Origin of the sequence: Streptomyces sp. BBFR25, from assembly GCF_044590125.1 — a bacterium.
Lineage (GTDB): Bacteria > Actinomycetota > Actinomycetes > Streptomycetales > Streptomycetaceae > Streptomyces > Streptomyces canus_D.
Map to the genome: position 1 here is coordinate 6,095,224 of NZ_CP172447.1, position 25,024 is coordinate 6,120,247.

Below are 25,024 nucleotides of genomic sequence, written 5' to 3' on the forward strand. Positions count from 1 at the left end.
CGCGCTCCACCCTCCCCATCTCCCCCATGTCCGGAGGTACTTGTGGAACGCGCACGCGTGGAACGCGCCAGACCTCTCGTCCGTCGCCCCCTCGTCACCCTGCTCACGGCCGCGGCCCTCGCCGCGTCCGGCCTGACCGCGCTCACGTCGGCCGCCCGTGCGGCCGACGCGGACCTCGCCCGCAACGGCGGCTTCGAGTCCGCGCTCGACGGCTGGACCTGTACCGCGGGCACGACCGTGACCTCGCCCGTCCGCAGCGGCACGACGGCCCTGAAGGCCACCCCGGCCGGGGCCGACAACGCCCGCTGCGCCCAGACGGTGTCCGTCAGACCGGACTCCCAGTACACGCTCTCCGGCTACGTCCAGGGCACCTACGTCTACCTCGGCGCGAGCGGCACCGGCACCACCGACGTCTCCACCTGGGCCCAGTCGGCCCCCGCCTGGCAGCAGCTGACGACCACCTTCCGCACCGGCCCGTCGACCACCAAGGTCACCATCTACACCCACGGCTGGTACGGCACCGGCGCCTACCACGCCGACGACATCTCCCTCACCGGGCCGGGCGGCGAGACCGGCCAGCCCCCGGCGGCCCCCGGCGGCCTGAAGACCGGCTCGGTGACCTCCTCCGGCGTCGCCCTGTCCTGGTCACCGGTGCCGGGCGCGACGGGCTACGCCGTCTACCGCGACGGCACCAAGGTCAGCACCGTCACCGGCACCTCCACCACCGTGACCGGCCTGACCCCCTCGACCGCGTACTCCTTCCAGGTCAGCGCGGTCAACGACGCGGGCGAGTCGGCGCGCTCCGCCACGGTCACCGCGACCACCGCCCAGCGCCCCGACGACGGCGGCTCCGCCGACCTTCCGGCCCACGCCCTGGTCGGCTACCTCCACGCCAGCTTCGCCAACGGCTCCGGCTACACGCGCATGGCCGACGTGCCCGACAGCTGGGACGTCATCGACCTCGCCTTCGGCGAGCCCACCTCGGTCACCTCCGGGGACATCCGCTTCGAGCGCTGCCCGGTCGCCGAGTGCCCGAACGTGGAGAGCGACGCCGAGTTCAAGGCCGCGATCAAGGCCAAGCAGGCGGCCGGCAAGAAGGTGCTGATCTCCATCGGCGGCCAGAACGGCCAGGTGCAGCTCACCACCGCCGCGGCCCGCGACAAGTTCGTCTCGTCCGTCTCCGCGATCATCGACGAGTACGGCCTGGACGGCCTCGACATCGACTTCGAGGGCCACTCGCTCTCCCTGAACGCCGACGACACGGACTTCAAGAACCCGAAGACCCCCGTCGTCGTCAACCTCGTCTCGGCCGTGAAGACCCTCAAGGCCAAGTACGGCGCCGACTTCGTGCTGACCATGGCCCCGGAGACCTTCTTCGTCCAGCTCGGCTACCAGTACTACGGCACCGGCAAGTGGGGCGGCCAGGACCCGCGGGCCGGGGCCTACCTGCCCGTGATCCACGCCCTGCGCGACGACCTGACCCTGCTGCACGTCCAGGACTACAACTCGGGCCCGATCATGGGCCTCGACAACCAGTACCACTCCATGGGCGGCGCCGACTTCCACATCGCCATGACCGACATGCTGCTCACCGGCTTCCCGGTCGCGGGCGACGCCAACAACGTCTTCCCGCCGCTGCGCCCGGACCAGGTCGCGATCGGCATGCCCGCCTCCACCAACGCGGGCAACGGCCACGTCTCCCCGGCCGAGGTCACCAAGACCCTCAACTGCCTGACGAAGAAGACCGACTGCGGCTCGTACGCGACCCACGGCACCTGGCCCGCGCTGCGGGGCCTGATGACGTGGTCGATCAACTGGGACCGTTACTCGAACTGGGAGTTCCAGAAGAACTTCGACGCGTACTTCGGCTGACGCCCGGCGGGGTCCGGCGGACCGCCGGCCGGACCCCGGCCAGCAGCACCACCCCCAGGCACCAACTGGCCACCACGTCCAGCGGCCAGTGATAGCCCCGCCGCACCAGCCCGTAGGAGGTGCCGAGGACCAGCACGGCGCAGAGCACGACCAGCGCCCGGCGTACGGCGGGCGAGCGCAGGAGCGGGACCAGCAGCAGCGTCGCCGCGCCGTAGGCGACGACCGCCGTGGCGGTGTGGCCCGAGGGGTAGTAGCCGACCGCCGGGGGCACCGCCGGGGTGCCGGGCCGGTCGGTCCACTCCTTGAGGGGGGCGACCAGCGCCGGGACCAGGACCATGGCCACCGCCCCCGCGAGGGGCCCCAGCCACCAGCGGTCCACGCCTGTGGCCCGCCCGTGCCAGGCCGCGTACGCCAGCGCCACGACGAGGACGGGCACGGCCACCTGCACATTGCCGAGGTCGGCCAGCAGCTCGGAGAACCGGTCGGGGTGGACGAGCGCCCGGCTCAGCCGCTCGTCCAGCCCGACCAACGGACCGTCGGCGACGACCTGCCAGGTGATCAGCGCGAAGAGGAGCACGGGAAGCCCGACGAGGGCGGACAGGGCGCGTGGCGGGACGGAGACCGGCATGACGCCCAGCTTCGCAGGCCCGCCGTCGCGTAGTCTCACCGCCCGTGACGAGCATACGAACGGCACGGGACAGCCAGTGGGGAGAGACCTTCACCCGGCTGAAGGCGATGACCGGTCAGGGCCGGTACGAGGAGGTCGAGGCCGAGGCGCGGGCCCTGGCCGCGCTCCCGCGGCGCCCCTGGCGCAGGCGCCCGCCGCACTGGGAGGCGAGGGTGCTGGCCACCGGGGCGGCCGTCATGCACGGCCGGGTGGCCGAGACGCTGGACGAACTGGACACGCTGGTCGCGGAACTGGAGCCGGTCGGCCTCAACTCGCGGATGCTGCGCCTGATCGCCCGCAGCAACCGCGTGGTGGCCCTGTCCGGCCTGGGGCGGTACGCGGAGGCGGAGACCGAGGCGAACGGCATCCTGCGCGAGCTGAACCGGATCGCCCACCGCGCCCCGGTGGCGGCGCTGGAGGTCAACACCCTGGGGCACCTGGCCGCCGTACTGTGCGGGCTGGCCCGCCACGAGGAGGCGGAGGCCGTGGCCCGCGGCAACCTGCCCCGGGCGAAGGGACCCGCCGCAGGCGTCCTGCACACCACGCTGGCGCGCAGCCTGCACGGGCAGGGCCGCCACGAGGAGGCGCTGGCCGAGATCGGCCGGAGCCCCACGCAGCCGCCCCGCTACGCCGCCGGATACCTGGACCTGGTCACCGCCGAGGCCCTGTACGGCCTGGGACGCCGCACCGAGGCGGAGACCGCCGTACGGCGTGCGCTGACCGACTGCGAACGGCAGCTGCACCCGGCCCATCCGCGGACCGGCGAGGCCCGCGCCCTGCTCGCCCGCGTCACCGGGGAGGAAGCGGGGGAGTGAACACCGAAGGGCCGACACAAGGGGGGGGAGTGTGTCGGCCCTTCGGTGAACCACCGTCCCGAGTGCCGAGGCGGTCGTCCTGACCGGAACGTCGCGCGCCCCGGGGGGTTTGGGGCGGGCGACCGTCCGATCGGTGAGGAAGCCGGAACCCGTGGGCTCCGGTTGTGTGCGCGAGGCACGACCAGGTCGAAGCCGGGGAAGCCTCGTCCTGATGATCCGCCCACAGTCCCCTGTGGGCGGGTCCATCTCTCATCTGCGTAGAACCTACGGCAGGGGGCGCGCTCAGGACAGGGTCACCGGCGTCCTGACATCCACCTCGCACACGTTCTTCACACGCTCTGCCGCTCGCGCCGCCAGGCGTGCGAAAGGCGGCTCAGATGCGCGTTCGACGCTCGCGCTCAGACGCGGGTGAAGGCCTGCTCGATGATGTCGAGGCCCTCGTTCAGCAGGTCCTCCCCGATGACCAGCGGGGGCAGGAAACGCAGCACGTTGCCGTAGGTGCCGCAGGTCAGGACCAGCAGGCCCTCCTGGTGGCAGGCCTTGGCGAGCGCGGCGGTCGCCTCCGGGTTCGGCTCCTTGGTGTCGCGGTCCTTGACCAGCTCGATCGCGATCATCGCGCCGCGGCCCCGGACGTCGCCGATGATGTCGAACTTCTCGGCCATGGCGGACAGGCGGGACTTCATGACCGCCTCGATGTCCTTCGCCCGGGCGTTGAGGTCCAGCTCCTTCATCGTCTCGATGGCGCCGAGCGCGCCCGCGCACGCCACCGGGTTGCCGCCGTAGGTGCCGCCCAGGCCGCCGGAGTGCGCGGCGTCCATGATCTCGGCGCGGCCGGTGACGGCGGACAGCGGCAGCCCGCCCGCGATGCCCTTGGCCGTGGTGATCAGGTCCGGCACGATGCCCTCGTCCTCGCAGGCGAACCACTGGCCGGTGCGGCAGAAGCCGGACTGGATCTCGTCCGCGACGAAGACGATGTCGTTGTCCTTCGCGAACTGGCTGATCGCGGGCAGGAAGCCCTTGGCCGGCTCGATGAAGCCGCCCTCGCCGAGCACCGGCTCGATGACGATCGCGGCCACGTTCTCGGCGCCGACCTGCTTGCTGATCTGGTCGATCGCCTGGGCGGCGGCCTGAGGACCGGCGTTCTCGGCACCGGTCGGCCAGCGGTAGCCGTAGGCGACCGGCACGCGGTACACCTCGGGCGCGAACGGGCCGAAGCCGTGCTTGTACGGCATGTTCTTGGCGGTCAGTGCCATGGTCAGGTTGGTCCGGCCGTGGTAGCCGTGGTCGAAGACCACCACGGCCTGCCGCTTGGTGTACGCACGCGCGATCTTGACGGCGTTCTCGACCGCCTCGGCGCCGCTGTTGAACAGCGCCGACTTCTTGGCGTGGTCGCCCGGGGTCAGCTCGGCCAGCGCCTCGGCGACGGCGACGTAGCCCTCGTACGGCGTGACCATGAAACAGGTGTGGGTGAAGTCGGCGAGCTGCGCGGACGCCTTGCGTACGACGGCCTCGGCGGAGGCGCCGACGGAGGTCACCGCGATGCCGGAGCCGAAGTCGATCAGGCGGTTGCCGTCGACGTCCTCGATCACACCGCCGCCCGCGCGCGCGACGAACACGGGCAGCGTGGAGCCCACCCCCTGCGCGACCACGGCCGTACGGCGGGCCTGCAGCTCCCGCGACTTCGGGCCGGGGATGGCGGTGACGACGCGGCGCTCCTGCGGAAGTGCGGTCATGAGGGCTCCTGGGGGTCTTGCGGACGAACGCTTGCCTTCTTTTCTCGCAGGCTAGGACCGGCACCGCGGGGTGGGCATGCTCCATGTGGGCGTTGTCCGCGCGGCCGGTTGTCCGACATGGACAGGTGGCGGGAACGGCGACACAGGGACACATCGACGCGGGCCCGGCCGCGTAAGCGGTGAACTCCCCTTGGGAGCGCGTTAGATTGGCTCGCTGATGGTGGACGGAGCGGCTGGTCAGGGGGCAAGGGCGATGGACGGCGACGGTAACCGGGACGCACGGGGCACGCACGCCCATCCTGTGCCGCGCCCGGCAGGGCCCCCCGACGTGCCCGCTCAGGCGCCCACGGTGCCGCCGCGGCCGACCCGGGCGCCGGGCGCGCCCCCCGCGCCCGAGCAGGCTCCCCGGCCCTCGTCTCCCGTCGCCGCCTGGCTCGACGCGGACAGGCCGGAGGCCCGTCCCGGGATCTGGCGGTACGGCTACCGGCCGCCCAGGAGCACTGCGCGACGCATCGCTCCGGTGACGGTCGTCGGCATGCTGGTCCCGCTCCTCCTGGGCATGCTGGTGTGGTCGCTGTGGCAGCAGGGCGTCACGACGTACCCGCTGGCCCCCCTGCGCCTGCTCACGCCGGACGACTGGTGGTGGGGCGGCACGATCGCGGACGCCAAGGAGCAGGTCGACGGCTGGACGGTGTCGCCGGGGGAGCACGCCCGGGTGATCTACGGGGGTCTCCTCTTCGGCGTGCTCGTCCTGATGGTGGGCATGCTCGGCAGCTGGCGCGCCGTCATCAGGTACTACGTGGTGCACCGGCCCCAGCCTGCCCGCGCCCTGATCGCCGCGCTGCTCGCCCTGGTCGTCCTCGGCTTCGTCTTCTCCGTCGCCGGGCTGCCCGCCGTGCCCCTCATCGATCCGCTGCTCTCCCTCACCGTGCTGGTCACCGACGGCTACGACCTGATGGCATCCCGTCTGTACACCAACACGCTGTACACGGTCGTCGTCCTGCTCGTGGCGTGGCCCTTCGCCCGCCTCGGCGGCTGGCTGCCGTACGCGCGGACCCTGCTGGCCGCCGACCGGACCGACGTCGCACCCGCGGCCCCGCAGCCCGGGCGCCCCCGTTCCCACTGGCCCGCCCTCCACGACATCGGCCAGTACGAGGCCGCCGAAATGCTCACCGGCGAGGTCGTCCGGGGCGGTATGAACGACGTCGACTGCGCGCGCGTCGAGCGCGCCTTCGCCGCCGCCCGGCGCGACGCCACGCTGGACACCTTCCGTGCCACCGTGCTGCGCCGGGGCGGCGCGGCCTGGACCCACCCGTCCGGAGCCAGGGACCTGCCGCGCCGGGCCGCCCGCCACGATCTGCTGACCGGCCAGGTGCGGATCGGCCGCTGGGCGGTCACCCAGTACGCCCCGCTGCCGTACCAGGACGCGGGGGCGGCTCTCTCCCCGGACGTGCTCGGCACCTCGCTGCTCGCCGTCGGCCCCTCGGGGTCCGGCAAGACCCGCGCCCTCGTCGAGCCGGTGACCGAGGCGCTCGCCTTGCAGGCCCTCGCCGGAAGCTGCGCCGTCGTCGTGGTGTCCGCGCCCGGAAGGCCGGTCGGCGAGGACGACGCCTTCGACGTGATCGTGCGCATCGGTGACCCCTCCTCCGTCCACGACCTCGACCCGTACGCCGAATTCACCGACCCGGACCACGCGGCCGCGATGCTCGCCGAAGCCCTGGTGGGCGACCTCGACACGGTCGGCGCGGAGGGCGCGATCACCGCGTTGGCGCAGCTGCTGGGTCCGTTCCGGACCGTGCACGGCCGCTTCCCCTCGCTGCCGGAGCTGCACGAGCTGCTGGCGGGCGAGGAGACGGCACTGACCCGGCTGAGGCAGGCGCTCGCCGACAGCGGGAACGACGTCATGCGCCGCGAACTCGACGTGCGTCTGCGGCAGGCGGGGGCGCCCGGCGACGCGGGCCGGGTCCTGGCCGACCGGCTGGCGCTGCTGAACCGGCCGGCGTTCGCCGACTTCTTCGGCGGCGGCGGTCCGGGCCGGTCGTTCTCCCTGCGTGCGGTCGCCCACCACCCCCTGCGGGTGCGGATCGACATCCCCGAACGGGGACACGACGAGGCCTCCCGGCTGATCACCCGACTCGTCCTCGCCCAGTTCCACGCCGTGGTGCGGGAGGGCCGCCGCGAGCACTTCGCCTGCCTGGTCCTGGACGACGCCACGGGCGCGGTCACCCCGGAGTCGGTGCGCCGCATTCAGCGGCTGCGCTCGCAGAACGCGGGCGTGCTGCTCGCCCTGCGTACGGTCGCCGACGTCCCCGAGGCGCTGCACGGACCGCTCTACGGGGCCGTGGGCTGCCGTATGGCCTTCTGCGGCGTCTCCACCTGGGACGGCAGCCGGTTCACGCAGGCCTGGGGGACCGAGTGGGTGGAGACGACGGAGGTCGCCAAGCACACGGTCTTCGCGGACCAGCCGATGACGCGGTTCTTCCACGCCGTGCGCAAACTCGTGACGGGCAAGGCGGTGACCACGGACGCGGTGACCGTGCGGCAGGTCGAGCGCGAACGCTGGTCGGCCTCCGAGCTGGCGCACGCCGTGCCGGCCGGGCACGCGGTGCTGTCGCTGACCAGCGTCGAGGGGGAGCACGCGCCGCCCCTGCTGGTGGATCTGCGCGGGTGAGCCGTACGGGTCCCGGGTGGGCACCCGGGACCCGTACAGTGAGGCAGAATCGGCACAGGTCGTTCATACGCGGCGGCCAAAAGATCACACGGAGTCCACACCGGCCCCGCAGCCAGCCTCACACCCCGACGCAGACCCGAAGGCCCAGGCCCCATGCCCCCCACGCTCGCCTCGCTCGTCCACCACTCGGCGCTGAAGCTGACCGTGCGCGCCGGCGAGGACCGCCTCGACGTGCCGGTGCGCTGGGCCCACGTCAGCGAACTCGCCGACCCCGTGCCCTACATGGAGGGCGGGGAACTGCTGCTGATCACCGCCCTCAAGCTGGACGCCGAGGACCCCGAGGCGATGCACCGGTACGTGAAACGGCTCGCGGACGCCGGAGTGGTGGGCCTCGGATTCGCCGTGGGGGTCAACTACGACCACGTCCCCGAGGCCCTGGTGGAGGCGGCCCGGCGGGAAGGGCTGCCGCTCCTGGAGGTGCCGCGCCGCACCCCCTTCCTCGCCATCAGCAAGGCCGTCTCCGCCGCGATCGCCGCCGACCAGTACCGCGCCGTCACCGCGGGCTTCGCCGCCCAGCGCGAGCTGACCCGGCGGGCCCTGGCCGACGGACCGGAGGGCCTGCTGGCCGCGCTCGCCGCCCAGGTCGACGGCTGGGCGGCGCTGTACGACGCCTCGGGCGCCGTCGTCGCCACCGCACCGGAGTGGGCGGGCCGCAGGGCCGCGCGGCTCACCGCGGACGTGCAACGGTTGCGCGAGCGCCCCGCCCCGGCCTCGTCGGTGGTCGGCGGCACCGGGAACTCCGAACACCCCGAGAACGCCGACCGGGTCGAGCTGCACTCCCTGGGCACCTCCCGCAGGCCCCGCTCCGCGCTCGCCGTCGGCACGGCCGCCGCCCCGGGCACCGCCGAGCGGTACGCCGTCCACTCCGCCATCGCCCTGCTGACCCTCACCACGGAACGCTCCCGCTCCCTGCACGAGGCCGGGCTCCGCATCGACGCGGCCGTACTGCGCATGCTGCTGGCCGGCGAACCCGACCACGCGCGCACGGTCGCCGGGGACCTCTACGGCGGTCTGCTCGACGCACCGTTCCGGATCATCGTCGCCGAGTCGGGGGCGGCCAGGAACAGGGCGTCCACGGCCGCCCAGTCCACCGGTGACACGGGCGGCGACACCGGCAGCGACCCGCTCGGCACCCTCACCGAGGTCGTGGAATCCGCGGCGGCCCGCTCCGGCGAGGCGGTGCTGGTCGTCCCCGAGGGCGAACGCCTGGTGGTGCTGGCCACCGACGGCGGCTCGGCCGTCGCCGCCTGCGTCGAGCACGCGTCGGCGCTGGAGGCCGCCCGCCCGGTGTCCGAGTCCCGCGCGGGCGGCGACGAGGAGGGCCTGGTCGTCGGTCTCTCGGCCCCGTCCGGGCCCATCGCCGCGTCCGCCGCCTACAAGCAGGCCCAGCAGGCCCTGTCGGTCGCCCGCCGACGCGGCCGCGTCTGCGTGGAGCACGAGCACGTGGCGGCCGGCTCGGTCCTGCCGCTCCTCGCCGACGACGCGGTGCGCGCCTTCGCCGACGGCCTCCTGCGCGCCCTGCGCGACCACGACGCCACCGGCCGGGGCGACCTCGTCGCCTCCGTGCGCGCCTGGCTCGCCCGCCACGGCCAGTGGGACGCGGCCGCCGCCGACCTCGGCGTCCACCGCCACACCCTGCGCTACCGGATGCGCCGGGTGGAGGAGATCCTCGGCCGCTCCCTGGACGATCCGGACGTCCGCATGGAGCTGTGGCTGGCTTTGAAGGCGACGGCACCCGAGTAACTCCCACCCACCTGGCCACCGCGTCGAACAGCCCACCCCCATCACTACACCCCGGACAAACACCCCCTGCCCCACCCCGCCCTACCGTGGACCCGCACCCGCAATCGCCACCACCACCCCCAACGCGGAAGGGCCGGAACTCGACAATGACTTCCACCCACGCCTTCTGGCTCGCCGGCCGCCAGGCCACCGGCGAGTCCGGCTTCGACGTCACGTCCCCCTGGGACGGCACCACCGTCGGCACGGTGAGCCTCCCCACCGAGGCCCAGGTCGAAGAGGCCGTGGCCGCCGCGTACGCCGTACGGGACGAGTTCGCCGCCACCCCCGCCCACCTCCGCGCCGCCGCCCTCGACCACGTCAGCCGCCGCCTGACGGAGCGCACCGAGGAGATCGCCCGTCTGATCTCCGCCGAGAACGGCAAGCCGGTCAAGTGGGCCCGCGGCGAGGTCGGCCGCGCCGTCTCCGTGTTCCGCTTCGCCGCAGAGGAGGCCCGCCGCTTCAACGGCGGCGAGGCCCAGCGCCTGGACACCGACGCCGGCGGTCAGGGCCGCCTCGCCCTCACCCGCCGCTTCCCCAAGGGCGTCGTCCTCGGCATCGCGCCCTTCAACTTCCCGCTCAACCTGTGCGCCCACAAGATCGCCCCCGCGATCGCCGCCGGGGCGCCCATCATCCTCAAGCCGGCCCCCGCCACCCCCCTGTCCGGCCTGATCCTCGGCGAGCTGCTCGCCGAGACCGAGCTGCCCGCCGGCTCCTGGAGCATCCTCCCGGTCCCGAACGACCGCATGCCCGCCCTGGTCCAGGACGAGCGCCTGCCGGTCATCTCCTTCACCGGCTCCGAGACCGTCGGCTACGCGATCATGGACTCGGTGCCCCGCAAGCACTGCACGCTGGAGCTGGGCGGCAACGGCGCGGCCGTCGTCCTCGCCGACTGGGCGAGCGACGAGGACCTGGACCGGGCCGCGGCGCGCATCGCGACCTTCTCCAACTACCAGGGCGGCCAGTCCTGCATCTCCGTGCAGCGCGTGATCGCCGACGCGGCCGTCTACGACCGCCTGCTGCCCCGCGTCGTCGCCGCCGTCGAGGCCCAGGTCACCGGCGACCCGAACGACGACGCGACGGACGTCGGCCCGCTGGTCAGCGAGGCCGCCGCCGAGCGCGTGGAGTCCTGGGTGGACGAGGCCGTCGCCGCGGGCGCCAAGCTCCTCACCGGCGGCAAGCGCGACGGCGCCTCCTACGCCCCGACCGTCCTCACCGACCTTCCCGCCGACACCACCCTCGCCCACGAGGAGGTCTTCGGCCCCGTCCTCAGCGTGCAGAAGGTGACCGGCGAGGCCGAGGCGTTCGCCGCCGTCAACGACTCCAAGTACGGCCTCCAGGCAGGCGTGTTCACCCACGACCTCCAGGCCGCCTTCCGCGCCCACCGCGCCCTGGAGGTCGGCGGCGTGGTCATCGGCGACGTCCCCTCCTACCGCGCCGACCAGATGCCGTACGGCGGCGCCAAGCAGTCCGGCGTCGGCCGCGAGGGCGTGCGGTTCGCGATGGACGACTACACCTACGAGCGGGTGCTGGTCCTCACCGGACTCGCGCTCTGACGCCCCGGTCTCACCCGGCGTCGAGCTGGTGGTCCGCCCAGACGTACGTCTCGGGCAGCAGGTCGGCGACGGGGACCTCGCGCACGCGGTCCCCGTCCCCGACGATCACCTTGAGCCCGGGGAAGTAGTCGAGCAGGACCTGACGGCACCGGCCGCACGGCGGGACGACCCCGCGCTCGCGGTCGCCGACGGCGACGATCGTCTCCAGCTCGTACACGCCCTGGGCCGCCGCCGCACCGACGACGACCAGCTCGGCGCAGGGGCCGCCGGTGAAGTGGTAGGCGTTGACCGCCGTGACGATCCGGCCGTCCCGGGCGCGGGCCGCGGCCGCCATGGTGTGCTGGTCGCCCCGGCAACGGGTGCGGGCCACGTGCGCCGCGGCCTCGACGAGTTCGAGGTCGACGGGCTTCGTCGGTGAGGTCATCGTCTCCGCCATGTCAGGTGTGGTGCGAGGTGTCGGCCGGTCCCACTGTGCGGCAGCCCGCCGTCCGACCCGACAGCAGGTCCCGCAGCGTCGTGTACGAGTGGTCCCAGGACCATGCCGTACGCACCCAGCGGCGGCCCGCGTCGCCCATGGCGCGGGCGAGCCGGGGATCGCGCAGGAGCCTGATCAGCCGGTCCGCCGGCGCCGCGACCGAGCGGCCGTCGACGGCATGCCCCGGCACCGACTCCGGCCCCGGCGCGGGCCCGGGTCACGGCCTGACCGGGGCGAGAATGGCATCGGGGCGGCCGGTTTCCTGCTCAAGGACGCCACCTTCCCCGAACTGCTGCGGCGGCGAGTCGGGGGCCCGGTACCGGTAGGCACCGGTACCGGGCCCCGCTCCCTGCCTCCTCCGGCCCCTCAACCGGAGAAGCCGACGTGCGCGAGCCGCAGGGCGCCGCGCAGCCTGATGCGGAGGTCGTGGACGCCCTGCGCGGTGAAGGCGCTCTCCAGGTCCACGTAGGTGTACGGCCCCGCGGTCGGCGCGTCCGGCGACAGGACCGCCACCGCCGGGCCGCCGTCCAGGGCGACCTCGACCGAGCCCGTGCCCGCGACCGACACGGTCACCCCTCTCACGCCGGTGCCGAAGTCGCAGTCGCGGTACAGGAGTTCGCCCCTCCGTCCGGTCACCGCCGTCACCGCGTCGCCCACGGTCTTCGTACGGTCGACGATCTCCGTGCCGCTCTGCTCGTCGAAGTCGGCCGCTGCCAGACCGCGTGTCCCGACCGGGCGCGGCGCGGCGGGCTCGCCGTCGAGGACGACGGTGGTCGACAGGCGCACGTCCTCGCTGGAGGCGCCCACCAGCAGCGCGTACGGACCCGGCTCCAGCCGCCACCGGCCGTGCGCGACGTCCCAGAACGCGAAGGCGGAGAGCGGGACCTCGAAGGCGACCCGGTCCCAGGCCCCGGGGGCGAGGGTGAGCCGCCGGTGGGCCAGCAGCTCGCGGCGCGGACGCGGAACCGACGGGTCCTGGGCGCGGACGTAGAGCTGGGCCACCTCGTCGGCGGGCACCTCCCCGGTGTTGGTGACCGTGAAGGACACGGTCACCGACCCGTCCCGCACCCGGGCCGTGAGGTCCCCGTACCCGAAGGACGCGTAGGACAGGCCGTGCCCGAACGGGAACAGCGGCGTCCCCTCGAAGTACAGGTAGGTCTGGCGGCCGCCGATCACGTCGTAGTCGAGCAGGCCGGGCAGGTCGGCGTCGTCGGCGTACCAGGTCTGCGGGAGGCGCCCGGCGGGAGAGACGTCGCCCGCGAGGACGCGGGCCAGCGCGGTGCCGGCCGCCTGGCCGCCGTGCGCGGTCCACAGCACCGCCGGGAGCGTCGCCGCGTCGACCGCGTACGGGTAGGCGGACACCAGCGCCAGCACGGTCGCCGGGTTGGCGGCGCGGGCCGCGCGCAGCAGCCGCTCCTGGTGGGTGGGCAGGCGCAGCGTCGTACGGTCCTCGGTCTCGCGGCCGTTGATGTGCGGGTCGTTGCCCGCGACCACGACGACCACGTCCGCGCCCGCCGCCGCCCGCGTCACCGCGTCCTCGCCGCGTTCGGCGACGACCGTTTCGAAGACGGTGGCGTCCGCGTCGTCCGCGGCAACCTTCACGCCGTCGGCGGCGACCTGGACGAGACGCCCCGTTCCCGTGTGCCTCAGGAGGTGACCGCTCGCATGGGGTTCCAGCCGGAAGGTCTCCTGCACGACCCAGCCGCCGGGCTGGTCGGCGGAGGCGCGCACGAAGCCGTCCTCGGCGACGGACAGGTAGCGGCCGTCGGGCGCGCGCAGGGTGAGCACGCCCTCGCCCCAGTCGACGAGCGCCAGTTCGGTGCCGACGGCGTCGGTGGTCAGGGGCGGCAGGTCGGTGCGTCCGGCGAGCAGGGCCGGGTCGAGGGCGCCCTCCGTGCCGAGCGCCTCGGCGGGGGAGCCGTCCGACGGGAGGACGTGCAGGAAGGCGCCCTCGGCGGTGCGCAGCCGGACGCGGTCCACGCCCTCCGCGAAGCTCACCCGTTCGGCACCGAACCGCTCGTACAGGCCTTCCAGCGGGGTGGAGCGGTGGAGGAGCGTGCCGCTGTACCAGTCGAGCTTGCACTCGTCGGCGAGCAGCCCGACGACGGCGACGCGGGTGTCGGGGGCCAGCGGCAGGACGCCGTCGTTCTTGAGCAGGACCACCGCCTGCTCGGCGGCCTCCCGCGCCAGCGCCCGGTGTTCCGGCGTGTCGAAGTCGCTGGGGCCCGCGTACGGGTCGTGCTCCGGGTCGAACTCGCCGAGCCGGAAACGGACCGACAGCTGACGGCGTACGGCCGCGTCCACGTCCGCCTCCGTCAGCAGGCCCTGCTCCAGGGCGCCCCGCAGGCGCGTGACGATCTTCGAGGAGTCCGTGCCGTGGTCGGTGAAGCTGTCCACCCCGGCCCGCAGCGCGGCGGCGGTGGCCTCCTCGTGGGTGTCGAAGTAGTGCTCCGAGTCGACCAGGTTGGAGGGCGCGCCCGCGTCCGAGCAGACCAGGAGTTCGTCCTCCGTCCAGGTCCGCAGGTGCTCGGCGAGGTACGGGGAGAGGTGGTTGGGGCGGCCGTTGACCAGGTTGTAGGCGGGCATCACCCCGGCCACCGCGCCCGCCTCGACCGTCTCGCGGAAGGCCCGCAGGTCGTACTCGTGCAGGACGCGCGGGCGGACGGAGGCCGAGGAGGTGTCCCGGTCGGTCTCGTTGTTGTGCGCGAGCCAGTGCTTGAGGACGGGCGCGGTGCGCCAGTACGCCGGGTGGTCGCCGCGCAGGCCGCGGGTGTAGGCGGTGGCGATGGCCGAGGTGAGCTTCGGGTCCTCGGAGTACCCCTCCTCGTTGCGGCCCCACAGCGGGTGGCGCAGCAGGTTCACGGTCGGGGACCAGACGTTGAGGCCGACGCGTTCGTCGCGGGCGCGCATCGCCCGGGCCTCCTCGGCGACCGCCTCGCCGACCCGCCGCACCAACTCCTCGTTCCAGGTGGCGCCGAGCCCCACGGCCTGCGGGAACACGGTCGCCGGGCCCATCCAGGCGACGCCGTGCAGCGCCTCCTGGCCGGTGCGGAAGGCGGCGATGCCGAGCCGCTCGACCGCGGGCGCGAACTGGTGCAGGAGGGCGGTCTTCTCGTCGAGGGTGAGCCGCGACATCAGGTCGTCGACGCGCTTCGCGAACGGCAGTCGCGGATCACGGAACGGCGGCGTGGGTGCGGTCACGTGGAGGTCCCCTTGCGATGGTGCGGGTAGGACGTCGAAGCGCTTCGATGCTGGGTGCAGCCCTGGGCAGGTGTCAAGACACTGCGCCGGATCATGTCTGTGCCCGTGCCGTATCGCATCGTCGGAAGGCGGAGTTCGGCCATGACCGTTGCCGGTGGCGCCGGGCAGGAATCTTGGGGACGACCCTTGTGCCCCCCGAGGGGTTAACTTAACCTCGCTGCAACATCGAAGCGCTTCGACACCGCTGGTTTCAGTTCCCTCACCACACCGCAGCCGACGACCCCGTCGGGTCTCCTGTGGTGCGCCACGAAGGCACGAAGGGTTGACGCACATGACGCCGAACGCCGCCTCCGGTCCCAGCCGGAGAAGTTTCCTCGCCTCCACCGCGGTCGCCACCGCGGCGGTGGCGGGAGGGGTGCCGCTGCTCTCCGCCTGCGGCGGATCCGACGGAGGCTCGCGCGAGGGCACCACGTCGGGCAAGGACGCCGAGAAGCTGCTGCCGGCGTACGTGGCGGGCAGCGTCGTCACGCCCGACATCCCCAGCAAGAACGGCTCCGCGGTCGGCTTCACGAGCAAGCTCGACCTCGCGGACCTGAAGACCTCGGTGCCCCAGAAGCTCGGCAAGGGCGGCGAGATCACGGTCATGTCGCCGTTCTGGGGCTCCCCGCCCAAGGAGGACAACGCCTACTACCGGGCGATGAACGACCTCATCGGCGTCGACGTGGTCTGGCAGAACCAGGACGGCAACACCTACGACCAGAAGCTGGGCGCGGTCCTCGCCTCCAGCGAGGTGCCGGACGTGGTGGTCGTGCCCGGCTGGAACATGACCGGCAAGATACCCAGCGCCATCATCGGCAAGTTCGCCGACCTCGGCCCCTACCTGTCCGGCGACGCGGTCAAGGAGTACCCGAACCTCGCCGCGATCCCCACCGACGCCTGGCGGCGGTCCATCTTCGGCGGCAAGCTGCTCGGCCTGCCGATGCCGTCCTCGTACGTGTCCGGCATCGTGCCGCTGTACCGGCGGGACGTCTTCGAGAAGGAGGGCTACGAAGTCCCCCGCTCCTGCGACGAGTTCATGGCGTTCGCCAAGGACGCCACCAACGCCAGGGCCAAGCGCTGGGCCTGCCTGGACATGAAGTGGACCGCCTTCAACGCCTTCGGTGTGCTCTCCGGCAACGAGAAGTCGCTCGGCTGGAACCAGGTCGACGGCAAGCTGGTCTACCGCGCCGAGACCGACGAGTACCTCGAGGCGCTGGAGTGGACGCGCAAGCTGTTCGCGGCCGGGGTCGTGCACCCCGACGCCAAGCTCGGCAAGTCCAACGCCGCCGACCCCGGACCCAAGTTCGCCGCCGGCGAGTTCCTCGTCTACAACCAGGACATCTCCCAGTGGTGGAGCCGCACCGCGGAACAGGCCAGCCAGAACCCCGAGTTCAGGATCTGGGGCATGGACTTCTTCGGGCACGACGGCGGTGAACCCACGCTGTGGGCGCAGAACCCGGCCAGCATCTTCGCCTTCGTCAACAAGAAGGCGTCCAAGTCCGTGATCCGCGACGTGCTGGCCGTCGCGAACGTCACCGCGGCGCCGTACGGGACCAAGGAGTACATGGCCACCAACTACGGCGTCGAGGGCACCCACTACACCGTCGAGGACGGCGTGCCCACCAAGACCGACCAGGGCAACATCGACGTGATGAACGCCTACGTGATGGTGGCGAGCCCCGCCGCGACCATCGCCCACCCCGACTTCCCCGAGGTCGCCAAGGGGCAGGTCGAGTGGCAGCAGCGGACGGGCGCCGTCACCAGGAAGCCCACGTTCTACGGCATGCAGATCGTCGAGCCCGCCCGCTACACCAACCTCTCCAACGACTTCGAGCAGCTGGAGGACGACATCGTCCGCGGCCGCAAGAAGATCGGCGACATGCAGCAGGCCGTCTCCGACTGGAAGAGCAAGGGCGGGGACAAGCTGCGCGACTGGTACCAGAAACTCCTCGACGAGAACGGTCCGGCGGCCGGCTGACCAGGTACCGAGGCAAGGAGAACCACCGTGTCCCACAGCACGGTGCCTCGGACCAGGACCGAGGCCGATGCGACCAAGAAGACCCCGGTGGCGTCCGGCGACGCCACCGGCCCCCGCGGCCAAAAGCGCACCCCGGGGAAGCCGAGCCTGCGGCTGCGGTTCCGGCGCGACCGCGTACTGCTGCTGATGACCCTGCCGGCCGTGCTGCTGGTGCTGCTCTTCAACTACGTCCCGATCCTCGGCAACGTCGTCGCCTTCCAGGAGTACGACCCGTACCTCAGCGACAACGGGGTCGTCTCCATCCTGCACAGCCCCTGGGTGGGCCTGGAGAACTTCCAGCGGATCTTCGAGGACTCCGCCTTCTGGAACTCCGTCCGCAACACCCTCGTGCTCTTCGCGCTCCAGCTCCTGCTGTACTTCCCGATCCCCATCGGGCTCGCGCTGCTCATCAACAGCGTGGTCAGGCCCCGGGTGCGGGCGATCTCGCAGGCCATCCTCTACCTGCCGCACTTCTTCTCGTGGGTGCTGGTCATCGCCGTCTTCCAGCAGCTGCTCGGCGGCGCGGGGCTGCTGTCCCAGCTGCTGCGCGACCACGGGTACGACGGGCTCAGCGTCATGACCGACCCGGACACCTTCAAGTTCCTGGTCACCGCGCAGAGCGTGTGGAAGGACGCCGGCTGGGGAATCATCGTCTTCCTCGCCGCCCTCGCCTCGGTCAGCCCCGACCTGTACGAGGCCGCCGCGATGGACGGCGCCAACCGCTGGCGCCGCATGTGGCACGTCACGCTGCCCGCGCTGCGCCCGGTGATCGCCCTGCTGCTGGTGCTGCGCGTCGGCGACGCCCTGACGGTGGGCTTCGAACAGATCCTGCTGCAACGCGACGCCGTCGGCCCCGGCGCCGCCGAGGTCCTCGACACCTTCGTGTGGTGGAACGGCGTGCGCAACCAGGACTTCGGCTACGCGGCCGCCGCGGGGCTCGTCAAGGGCGTCATCAGCCTCGGCCTGGTGCTGGTGGCCAACAAGGTCGCCCACCTCATGGGCGAGCAGGGGGTGTACAAGAAGTGACCGCCGTACCCGAAGCGACGGCCGTACGAGAGACGACCGCCGTGAGCGACGCGCGCCGGCCCCGCCCGTGGGCGGCCCCGCCCCGCCCCGTGTGGGAGGAGAAGCCCAGCCGCGCCGGACTCGCCGGCAAGGGACTCGTGCTGCTCCTGGCCTGCCTGGCCATCCTGTTCCCGCTGTGGATCGTCGTCGTCACCAGCCTGTCCAGCCGCAGGTCCATCGACGAGGCCGGCGGTCTGGTGATGATCCCCAAGGACATCACGTTCGTCGCCTACCAGGAACTGCTCAGCGGCGGCCAGGTCACCCGCGCCGCACTCGTCAGCATCGGCGTCACGCTCGTCGGCACCCTGTTCTCCATGGCGGTGTCCGTGCTGTGCGCCTACGGGCTCTCCCGCAGCGGCTCGCTGGGCCACCGCTCGATCCTCATGGTGCTGCTCGCCACGATGTTCTTCAGCGCCGGTCTCATCCCCACCTACCTGCTGGTGCAGTCCCTCGGCCTGACCGACAGCTACCTCGCGCTGATCCTGCCGAGCGCCATCAGCGTCTTCAACATCCTGGTGCTGCGCGGCTTCTTCATGGGCATCTCCCAGGAGCTGATCGACAGCGCCCGCATCGACGGCGCCGGTGACCTGCGCATCCTCTGGCAGATCGTCCTGCCGCTGTCCCGCGCGGTCGTCGCGGTGATCACCCTGTTCTACGCCGTCGGCTACTGGAGCGCCTGGTTCAACGCCTCCCTCTACCTGAACGACCAGGACATGCTGCCCCTGCAGAACGTCATGATCCAGCTGGTGCAGAAGCAGGAGGCGCCGGTCGGCCTCGGCCAGGCCATCAAGACCGGTGAACTGTCCGGCCTGGCCGTCCAGATGGCCGTGATGGTGATGGCCCTGCTGCCGGTCGCCGTGCTGTCGCCCTTCGTCCAGCGCCACTTCAGGAAGGGCATGCTCACCGGGGCGGTGAAGGGCTGATGCCGGACCTCTCCGACGTCACCGGCCGGCGCATCCTCTACGGCGGCGACTACAACCCCGAGCAATGGCCCGAGGAGACCTGGCCCGAGGACGTCCGCCTGATGCGGGCCGCCGGTGTCAACTCCGTCACCCTCGGCGTCTTCTCCTGGTCCAGGCTCGAACCGCGCCCCGGCGTCCACGACTTCGGCTGGCTGGACCGGCTCATGGACCTGCTGCACGAGGGCGGCATCGGCGTCGTCCTCGCCACCCCCACCGCCTCGCCCCCGCCCTGGCTGGGCCACCTCCACCCCGACACCCTGCCCCGCGACGCGGACGGCCGCACCGAGTGGTGGGGCGGCCGCCAGCACTTCTCGCACTCCAGCACCGTCTACCGCCGCCACGCCGCCGCGATCACCGAGGCCCTGGCCGCGCGGTACGCGAGCCACCCGGCCCTGACCCTGTGGCACATCAACAACGAGTACTGCACCTACGACCACGGCGACGAGGCCGCCACCCGCTTCCGCCACTGGCTCCAGGACCGCTACGGCACCCTCGAAGCCCTCAACACCGCCTGGGGCACCGCCTTCTGGAGCCAGGGCTACGGCGACTGGGCCGAGGTCGCCCCGCCCCGCCGTGCCCACTACCTGAGGAACCCCGCCCAGGTGCTGGACTTCCGGCGCTTCACCTCCGACATGCTCCTGGAGTGCTACACCGCCGAGCGCGACATCGTCCGCCGCCACACCCCGCACATCCCGGTCACCACCAACTTCATGCCGCTGTGGTCCGGCCAGGACGGCTGGCGCTGGGCCGAGGAGGAGGACGTCGTCTCCGTCGACCTCTACCCCGACCCGCGCGACCCGTTCGGCGCCCAGGAAGGCGCCCTGGTCCAGGACCTGACCCGCTCGCAGGCGCGCGGCCCATGGATGCTGATGGAACAGGCGGCGGGACCCGTCAACTGGCGCGGCGTGAACCACCCCAAGCCGCGCGGCCTCAACCGGCTCTGGTCGCTCCAGGCGGTGGCCCGCGGCGCCGACGCCGTCTGCTACTTCCAGTGGCGGCAGTCACGGCAGGGCGCCGAGAAGTTCCACTCCGGGATGGTGTCCCACGCGGGGGAGGAGGGCCGTACGTACCAGGAGGTCGTCCGGCTCGGCGCCGACCTCGCGCGACTCGGCCCGTACGCGGCCGGTGGCACCATCGGCGCCGACATCGCCGTCCTGCACGACTGGCACTCCTGGTGGGCCGCCGACCAGGAGGCCCGCCCCTCCGCCCGCGTCGACCACGCGGACCTCCTGCGCAGCTGGCACCGCGCGCTGTGGCGGGCCCACCTCACCACCGACTTCGCCCACCCGGAGGACGACCTCACCCCGTACAAGGTCGTCGTCGTGCCCCAGCTCTACGCCCTCACCGACGCGGCCATCGACAACCTCCTCGCCCACGTCCGCCGCGGCGGCACCCTTGTCTGCGGCTTCCTCACCGGGGTCGCCGACCCGGACGACCGGATCAGGCCCGGCGGCATGGATGCCCGGCTGCGCGAGCTGTTCGGCATCCGCACCCTGCACGAGTGGTGGCCCCTGGACGCCGACGAGGGCGCCGACTGCGACGGCTTCCGCGGCACCCTCTGGTCGGAGGAGATCGAACCCGACGGCACCGCGTCCGAGACGGTCCCGTACCGGGGCGGCGAGCTGGACGGACTCCCGGCCGTCCTGCGCAAGGGCAGCGCCTGGTACCTCTCCACCCTCCCCGAGCCGGACGCGCTGCGCGACCTCCTCGCCCGCGCCGCGGCCGACGCGGGCGTCCGCCCGGTGCTCGACGCCCTCCCGGCCGACGTCGAGGCGGTACGCCGGGGCGGCCTGCTGTTCCTCCTCCACCACGGCCGCGCCCCGGTCACCGTCGACGTCCCCGGCACCCACCGCGACCTGCTGACCGACGCCGTCGTCACCGACCGCGTCACCCTCGGCCGCTACGGCGTGGCCGTGCTGAGCGCCCCGGAGGCGACACCATGAGCGGCACGCCCGTGCACGGCACCTGGGAGCCGGAGCCCGCCGCCCGCTGGGAGGACGCCTTCCTGAGCGGCAACGGCCACCACGGCGCCCTCGTGTTCGGCGATCCGGACGCCGACCGGGTGATCGTCACCCACCACAGCCTGGTCCGCCCCGACGGCGACGACGCACACCGCCGCCCGCCCGCGCTCGCCGCCGCACTCCCCGCCCTCCAGGACCGCCTGCTGTCCGGCGACACCACCGCCGCCGAGGACTTCACCGACGGCCGCCCACTGCGCTGGGTACGCGCCTTCCACCCGGCCTTCCAACTGCGCCTGAACCGAGCACCGGGCGACGACACCCACGACGGCCACGACACCCGCACCCCCTACCGCCGCGCCGTCGACTTCGCCACCGGCGAGACCACGGCCACCCGCGGCGCCTGGACCAGCCGGGTCTTCGTCTCCCGCGCCGACGACGTGATCGTCCAGCGCGTCACCGCCCCGCGCCTCACCCTCGACCTGTCCCTCGACCCCCGTCTCCCCGGCGCCCCCGCCGGGCTCCGGATCGGCCACGGCGCCGTCCTCACCCCCGAGGGCGCCCTGCTCACCCTGCGCGCCCGCTACCCCGGCAGCGACCTCGCCCACACCGGCGTCACCCTCGCCGCCGTCACCGGCGGCACCACGAAGCTCGTCCCGCCGGGCGTCCTCGTCGAGGGCGCCACCGAGGTGCTGCTGCTGACCCGGGTGCACCGCCACACCGGCGAACTGGACACGCTCGCCGAGAGCCGCGCCCTGCGCGACCTGCTGGACCAAGCCCCGCACTCGTCGGCGTACGACGGCCTCCTCGCCCGGCACCTGACCCGGCACCGCACCGCCTACGACCGCGTCACCCTCGACCTCGCCGCCGACCCCGCCGAACGCGCCCTGCCGGGCTCGGTCCTGCTCGGACGGCCCGGCGGCCCCGCCCTCCTCGAACGGCTCTTCGCCGCCGGCCGCTACCACCTCCTGTCGGCGAGCGGCCTGCTCCCGCCCCGCCTCACCGGCCTGTGGACCGGCGACTGGAACACCGCCTGGTCCGGCGCCTTCACCACCAACGCCAACCTCAACCTCCAGACCGCCTCCGCCGCGGCCGCCGCCCTCCCCGAGGTCACCGAGGCCCACGCCGCCCTGGTCCACCGGCAGCGGCCCGACTGGCGGGACAACGCCCGCGAGATCTTCGGCGCCCGGGGCGTGGTCGCGCCCTCGCACACCGACGGCGAGTCCGGCCACACGTACCACTTCAGCCGCGAGTACCCGCTGCACCTGTGGACCGCGGGCGCCGACTGGCTGCTCAAGCCCCTCGTCGACCACGACGAGACCCACGGCACCGACGACCCCCGCACCACCGCCGCCCTGGCCGAAGTCGCCCTCTTCTACGAGGACTTCCTCCACCGCACCGACGAGAGGGGCCACCTGGTCGTCGTGCCCTCCTACTCGCCCGAGAACCGCCCGGCGAACGCGAGCTGGGGCACTCTGAACGCGGCGATGGACCTCTCCGCCGCCCGGCACGCCCTGCGCACCGCCGCCGACCGCCACCCCGCGCACGCCGACCGCTGGCGCGCCCTCGCCGACCGCCTCCCCACGCACCGGGTCAACGCCGACGGGGCGCTCGCCGAGTGGGCCCGGCCCGGCCTGGCCGACACCTACGACCACCGTCATCTCAGCCACCTCTACGGCGTCTGGCCGCTGGAGGAGATCAACCCGTACGACACCCCCCGCCTCGCCGAGGCCGCCCACCGCGCCCTCGAACTGCGCGGCGCCGAGAACGACTCCGCCCACGGCCACCTCCACCACGCCCTGGTCGCGGCCAGGCTCCGCGACGGCGACCGGGTCGCCCACGCGCTCGGCCGGGTACTGGACGGCGACTACTTCCACGTGTCCCTGATGAGCGCGCACTACCCCCACCGCGACGTCTACAACGCGGACGCGGCGCACGCCCTGCCCGCCGTGCTCATCGAGATGCTCGTGCAGTCCACCCCCGGCCGACTGGTCCTGCTCCCCGCTCTGCCCGCCTCCTGCCCGCGGGGCGAACTCAGGGGCGTACGCACCCGGTTCGGGGCCGCCGTCGACCTCACCTGGACGCCCGACGGCAGCGCGACGGCCGTCCTGCGCCCGGACCGTACCCGCCGCATCGAACTCAGGACCCCCTCCGGCGCCGAACCGCTCGACCTCGTCGCCGGGGAGGACCGCGTCATCAGCGTCAAGGCGCGGTAGCACCAGCGCACGTCCCCCCACCCATGGAAGGAAACGCCATGGCACCACGCACGCGCCCCACCCGCACCAGCAGCCGCGCCCGCACGCGCACCCTGACCGCGCTCCTCGCCCCGGCCCTCGCGCTCGGCGCCACCGTCGGTCTCGCCTCCGCCCCCGCCCAGGCCGCCGTCTGGAACTCCTGCGACCAGTGGGGCAACACCACCCTGGACGGCTACACCCTCTACAACAACATCTGGGGCTCCGGCGCCGGAAGCCAGTGCGTCTGGGCCAACTCCGGGACGAACTGGGGCGTCCGGGCGGACCACCCCGACACCGGCGGCATCAAGTCCTACCCGAACGCCAAGAAGGTGATCAACAAGCCGATCACCTCGCTCTCCGCGCTCACCAGCAGCTACGACGTCACGGTCCCGACGTCCGGCGCGTACAACACCTCGTACGACATCTGGGACACGGACTACGACTACGAGATCATGCTCTGGGTCAACCACCACGGCGCTGTCGGTCCCCTCGGCACCTCGCAGGGGACCGTCAGCCTCGGCGGTCACACCTGGAACGTCTACAAGGGGGACAACGGCGCCAACGAGGTCTTCTCGTTCCTGCGCACCTCGGACTCGGACTCCGGCACGGTGAACATCCTCCCGATCCTGAAGTGGATCAAGGACACCAAGGGCTGGATGGGCGACGAGACCATCGGTGACGTGCAGTTCGGCTACGAGATCACCTCGTCCGCCGGCGGCCTGGACTTCCGCACCGACAGCCTGACGGTCAGCGGCGGCTGACCGCACGAAGCGCACCGGCGGCGGGGGAGGGCAGCGGGCGGGGGAGTGCTACGGCCGGACGGGCGCCGATCCCGAGCTGGCCCGGACCGTCAGCTCCGGCGCGAGCAGCACGACCTCGTCGCTGCCCCGGCCCTCGAGCTTGGCGACCAGCTGTTCCACGGCCCGCCGCCCCATCTCCTGCGCGGGCACCGCGACGGAGGTGAGCCGCACCGAGGCCTGGGTGGCGACCTGCTCGGGGCAGACCGCGACCACCGACACGTCCTCCGGCACGGCCCGGCCCTGCTGGCGCAGCAGGGCGAGCAGCGGTTCGACCGCCGCCTCGTTCTGGACGACGAACCCGGTGGTGTCCGGGCGTTCGTCGAAGACCCGGGCCAGCGTCGCGGCCATCGCGTCGTACCCGCCCTCGCAGGGCCGGTGCAGCAGCCGCAGTCCCAGCTCCCGTGCGCGGGTGCGCAGACCGTCGAGGGTGCGCTCGGCGAAGCCGGTGTGCCGCTCGTAGACGCCGGGGGCCTCGCCGATGACCGCGATGTCGCGGTGGCCCAGCTGCGCCAGGTGCTCCACGCAGAGCGCGCCGGTCGCCCGGAAGTCCAAGTCGACGCAGGTCAGGCCCTCGGTGTCGGCGGGGAGTCCGATCAGCACGGACGGCTGGTGGGTGTCGCGCAGCAGCGGGAGCCGCTCGTCGTCGAGTTCGACGTCCATGAGGATCATCGCGTCGGCGAGTCCGCTGCCGGTGACGCGGCGCACCGCGTCGGGGCCCTCCTCGCCGGTGAGCAGCAGGATGTCGTACCCGTGGGTGCGCGCGCCGGCCGCGACCGCGATGGCGATCTCCATCATCACCGGCACGTACATGTCGGTGCGCAGCGGGATCATGAGGGCGATGATGTTCGACCGGCTGCTGGCCAGGGCGCGGGCGCCCGCGTTCGGGTGGTAGCCGAGCTTCCGGATGCTCTCCTCGACCCGCTGCCGGGTGGTGGTGGAGATGGACCGCTTGCCGCTGAGGACATAGCTCACCGTGCTCGCCGAGACTCCGGCATGCTGGGCGACCTCGGCGAGGGTGACCATCCAGCTCTCCAAGTTTTGTGAAGCGCTTCGACAGAGCGCGGGGGCTAACAGGGGCGGGCGAGGGTGGTTCGACAGTATCCGCAGCGAGGATGGGTGT

General features: G+C 72.9%; 17 protein-coding genes. 11 read left to right on the forward strand and 6 right to left on the reverse strand.

The genetic code is table 11. From position 1 onward, the window contains the following. Positions 1-57: 57 nt before the first annotated feature. The gene (locus tag ACGH52_RS27965) at positions 58-1,872 is read left to right on the forward strand and encodes a chitinase (protein WP_399943272.1); all 1,815 of its coding nucleotides are present in this window, start codon (positions 58-60) and stop codon (positions 1,870-1,872) included. On the opposite strand, the gene ACGH52_RS27970 is transcribed toward ACGH52_RS27965, so the two are convergent. After that, complete coding sequence (locus tag ACGH52_RS27970) at positions 1,811-2,500, reverse strand: phosphatase PAP2 family protein (protein WP_399943275.1); 690 nt, start codon at positions 2,498-2,500, stop codon at positions 1,811-1,813. The two genes, ACGH52_RS27965 and ACGH52_RS27970, sit on opposite strands and share 62 nt — an antisense overlap. 44 nt (positions 2,501-2,544) lie before the next feature. On the opposite strand from ACGH52_RS27970, the gene ACGH52_RS27975 reads away from it, so the two are divergent. After that, the gene (locus ACGH52_RS27975) at positions 2,545-3,354 is read left to right on the forward strand and encodes a tetratricopeptide repeat protein (RefSeq protein ID WP_399943278.1); all 810 of its coding nucleotides are present in this window, start codon (positions 2,545-2,547) and stop codon (positions 3,352-3,354) included. Positions 3,355-3,752: 398 nt separating this feature from the next. Here the strand turns inward: ACGH52_RS27975 and gabT are convergent, their stop codons facing one another. Then, entirely contained in the window at positions 3,753-5,087 is a 1,335-nt protein-coding gene (gabT, locus tag ACGH52_RS27980) for a 4-aminobutyrate--2-oxoglutarate transaminase (RefSeq protein ID WP_399943281.1), read from the reverse strand. A gap of 253 nt (positions 5,088-5,340) precedes the next feature. Here gabT and ACGH52_RS27985 point away from each other — a divergent pair, with 253 nt between their 5' ends. The 3 genes from ACGH52_RS27985 (at position 5,341) to ACGH52_RS27995 (ending at position 11,153) form a co-directional block, all read left to right on the forward strand. Beyond that, positions 5,341-7,758 (forward strand): ATP/GTP-binding protein, encoded by a 2,418-nt coding sequence (locus ACGH52_RS27985; protein ID WP_399943284.1) that lies wholly within the window; start codon positions 5,341-5,343, stop codon positions 7,756-7,758. A gap of 153 nt (positions 7,759-7,911) precedes the next feature. Beyond that, the gene (locus tag ACGH52_RS27990) at positions 7,912-9,561 is read left to right on the forward strand and encodes a PucR family transcriptional regulator (RefSeq protein ID WP_399943287.1); all 1,650 of its coding nucleotides are present in this window, start codon (positions 7,912-7,914) and stop codon (positions 9,559-9,561) included. A 146-nt stretch (positions 9,562-9,707) separates the two neighbouring features. Further along, positions 9,708-11,153: an aldehyde dehydrogenase family protein gene (locus ACGH52_RS27995; RefSeq protein WP_059300855.1), complete on the forward strand. Its 1,446-nt coding sequence runs from the start codon at positions 9,708-9,710 to the stop codon at positions 11,151-11,153. A 10-nt stretch (positions 11,154-11,163) separates the two neighbouring features. Here ACGH52_RS27995 and ACGH52_RS28000 read toward each other — a convergent pair whose 3' ends face one another. The 3 genes from ACGH52_RS28000 to ACGH52_RS28010 all read right to left on the reverse strand — a co-directional run bounded on the left by ACGH52_RS28000 (position 11,164) and on the right by ACGH52_RS28010 (position 14,829). Beyond that, positions 11,164-11,577, reverse strand: coding sequence for a cytidine deaminase (locus ACGH52_RS28000; protein WP_076976611.1), 414 nt, complete (start codon positions 11,575-11,577; stop codon positions 11,164-11,166). A gap of 13 nt (positions 11,578-11,590) precedes the next feature. After that, positions 11,591-11,818: a glycosyltransferase gene (locus ACGH52_RS28005; protein ID WP_399943290.1), complete on the reverse strand. Its 228-nt coding sequence runs from the start codon at positions 11,816-11,818 to the stop codon at positions 11,591-11,593. A 176-nt stretch (positions 11,819-11,994) separates the two neighbouring features. Then, entirely contained in the window at positions 11,995-14,829 is a 2,835-nt protein-coding gene (locus tag ACGH52_RS28010; RefSeq protein ID WP_399943293.1) for a glycoside hydrolase family 3 C-terminal domain-containing protein, read from the reverse strand. Positions 14,830-15,160: 331 nt separating this feature from the next. Here ACGH52_RS28010 and ACGH52_RS28015 point away from each other — a divergent pair, with 331 nt between their 5' ends. From ACGH52_RS28015 to ACGH52_RS28040, 6 genes are read left to right on the forward strand one after another with little or no spacing between them, the layout of a single operon-like run. Further along, complete coding sequence (locus ACGH52_RS28015) at positions 15,161-16,846, forward strand: extracellular solute-binding protein (protein WP_399943296.1); 1,686 nt, start codon at positions 15,161-15,163, stop codon at positions 16,844-16,846. 27 nt (positions 16,847-16,873) lie between these two features. After that, positions 16,874-17,911 (forward strand): sugar ABC transporter permease, encoded by a 1,038-nt coding sequence (locus ACGH52_RS28020; RefSeq protein WP_059300859.1) that lies wholly within the window; start codon positions 16,874-16,876, stop codon positions 17,909-17,911. A gap of 41 nt (positions 17,912-17,952) precedes the next feature. Next, positions 17,953-18,873: a carbohydrate ABC transporter permease gene (locus ACGH52_RS28025; RefSeq protein WP_399946895.1), complete on the forward strand. Its 921-nt coding sequence runs from the start codon at positions 17,953-17,955 to the stop codon at positions 18,871-18,873. After that, on the forward strand, positions 18,873-20,855 hold the full coding sequence (locus ACGH52_RS28030) for a beta-galactosidase (protein WP_399943298.1): 1,983 nt from the start codon (positions 18,873-18,875) through the stop codon (positions 20,853-20,855). The genes ACGH52_RS28025 and ACGH52_RS28030 overlap by 1 nt, the downstream gene beginning before the upstream one ends. After that, positions 20,852-23,086: a glycosyl hydrolase family 95 catalytic domain-containing protein gene (locus ACGH52_RS28035; protein ID WP_399943302.1), complete on the forward strand. Its 2,235-nt coding sequence runs from the start codon at positions 20,852-20,854 to the stop codon at positions 23,084-23,086. The genes ACGH52_RS28030 and ACGH52_RS28035 overlap by 4 nt, the downstream gene beginning before the upstream one ends. Positions 23,087-23,124: 38 nt before the next feature. Continuing rightward, the gene (locus ACGH52_RS28040) at positions 23,125-23,865 is read left to right on the forward strand and encodes a hypothetical protein (RefSeq protein ID WP_399943305.1); all 741 of its coding nucleotides are present in this window, start codon (positions 23,125-23,127) and stop codon (positions 23,863-23,865) included. A gap of 48 nt (positions 23,866-23,913) precedes the next feature. Here ACGH52_RS28040 and ACGH52_RS28045 read toward each other — a convergent pair whose 3' ends face one another. Then, positions 23,914-24,927, reverse strand: coding sequence for a LacI family DNA-binding transcriptional regulator (locus ACGH52_RS28045; RefSeq protein ID WP_399943308.1), 1,014 nt, complete (start codon positions 24,925-24,927; stop codon positions 23,914-23,916). Positions 24,928-25,024 lie beyond the last annotated feature (97 nt).

Bases quoted from the DNA above. Each gene is read 5' to 3' on its own strand.
- ACGH52_RS27970 (WP_399943275.1), bottom strand. From the start codon at position 2,500: ATGCCGGTCTCCGTCCCGCCACGCGCCCTGTCCGCCCTCGTCGGGCTT.
- ACGH52_RS28000 (WP_076976611.1), bottom strand. From the start codon at position 11,577: ATGACCTCACCGACGAAGCCCGTCGACCTCGAACTCGTCGAGGCCGCG.
- ACGH52_RS27985 (WP_399943284.1), top strand. From the start codon at position 5,341: ATGGACGGCGACGGTAACCGGGACGCACGGGGCACGCACGCCCATCCT.
- ACGH52_RS28040 (WP_399943305.1), top strand. From the start codon at position 23,125: ATGGCACCACGCACGCGCCCCACCCGCACCAGCAGCCGCGCCCGCACG.
- ACGH52_RS27995 (WP_059300855.1), top strand. From the start codon at position 9,708: ATGACTTCCACCCACGCCTTCTGGCTCGCCGGCCGCCAGGCCACCGGC.
- ACGH52_RS28045 (WP_399943308.1), bottom strand. From the start codon at position 24,927: ATGGTCACCCTCGCCGAGGTCGCCCAGCATGCCGGAGTCTCGGCGAGC.
- ACGH52_RS28015 (WP_399943296.1), top strand. From the start codon at position 15,161: ATGACGCCGAACGCCGCCTCCGGTCCCAGCCGGAGAAGTTTCCTCGCC.
- gabT (WP_399943281.1), bottom strand. From the start codon at position 5,087: ATGACCGCACTTCCGCAGGAGCGCCGCGTCGTCACCGCCATCCCCGGC.
- ACGH52_RS28030 (WP_399943298.1), top strand. From the start codon at position 18,873: ATGCCGGACCTCTCCGACGTCACCGGCCGGCGCATCCTCTACGGCGGC.
- ACGH52_RS27990 (WP_399943287.1), top strand. From the start codon at position 7,912: ATGCCCCCCACGCTCGCCTCGCTCGTCCACCACTCGGCGCTGAAGCTG.
- ACGH52_RS28035 (WP_399943302.1), top strand. From the start codon at position 20,852: ATGAGCGGCACGCCCGTGCACGGCACCTGGGAGCCGGAGCCCGCCGCC.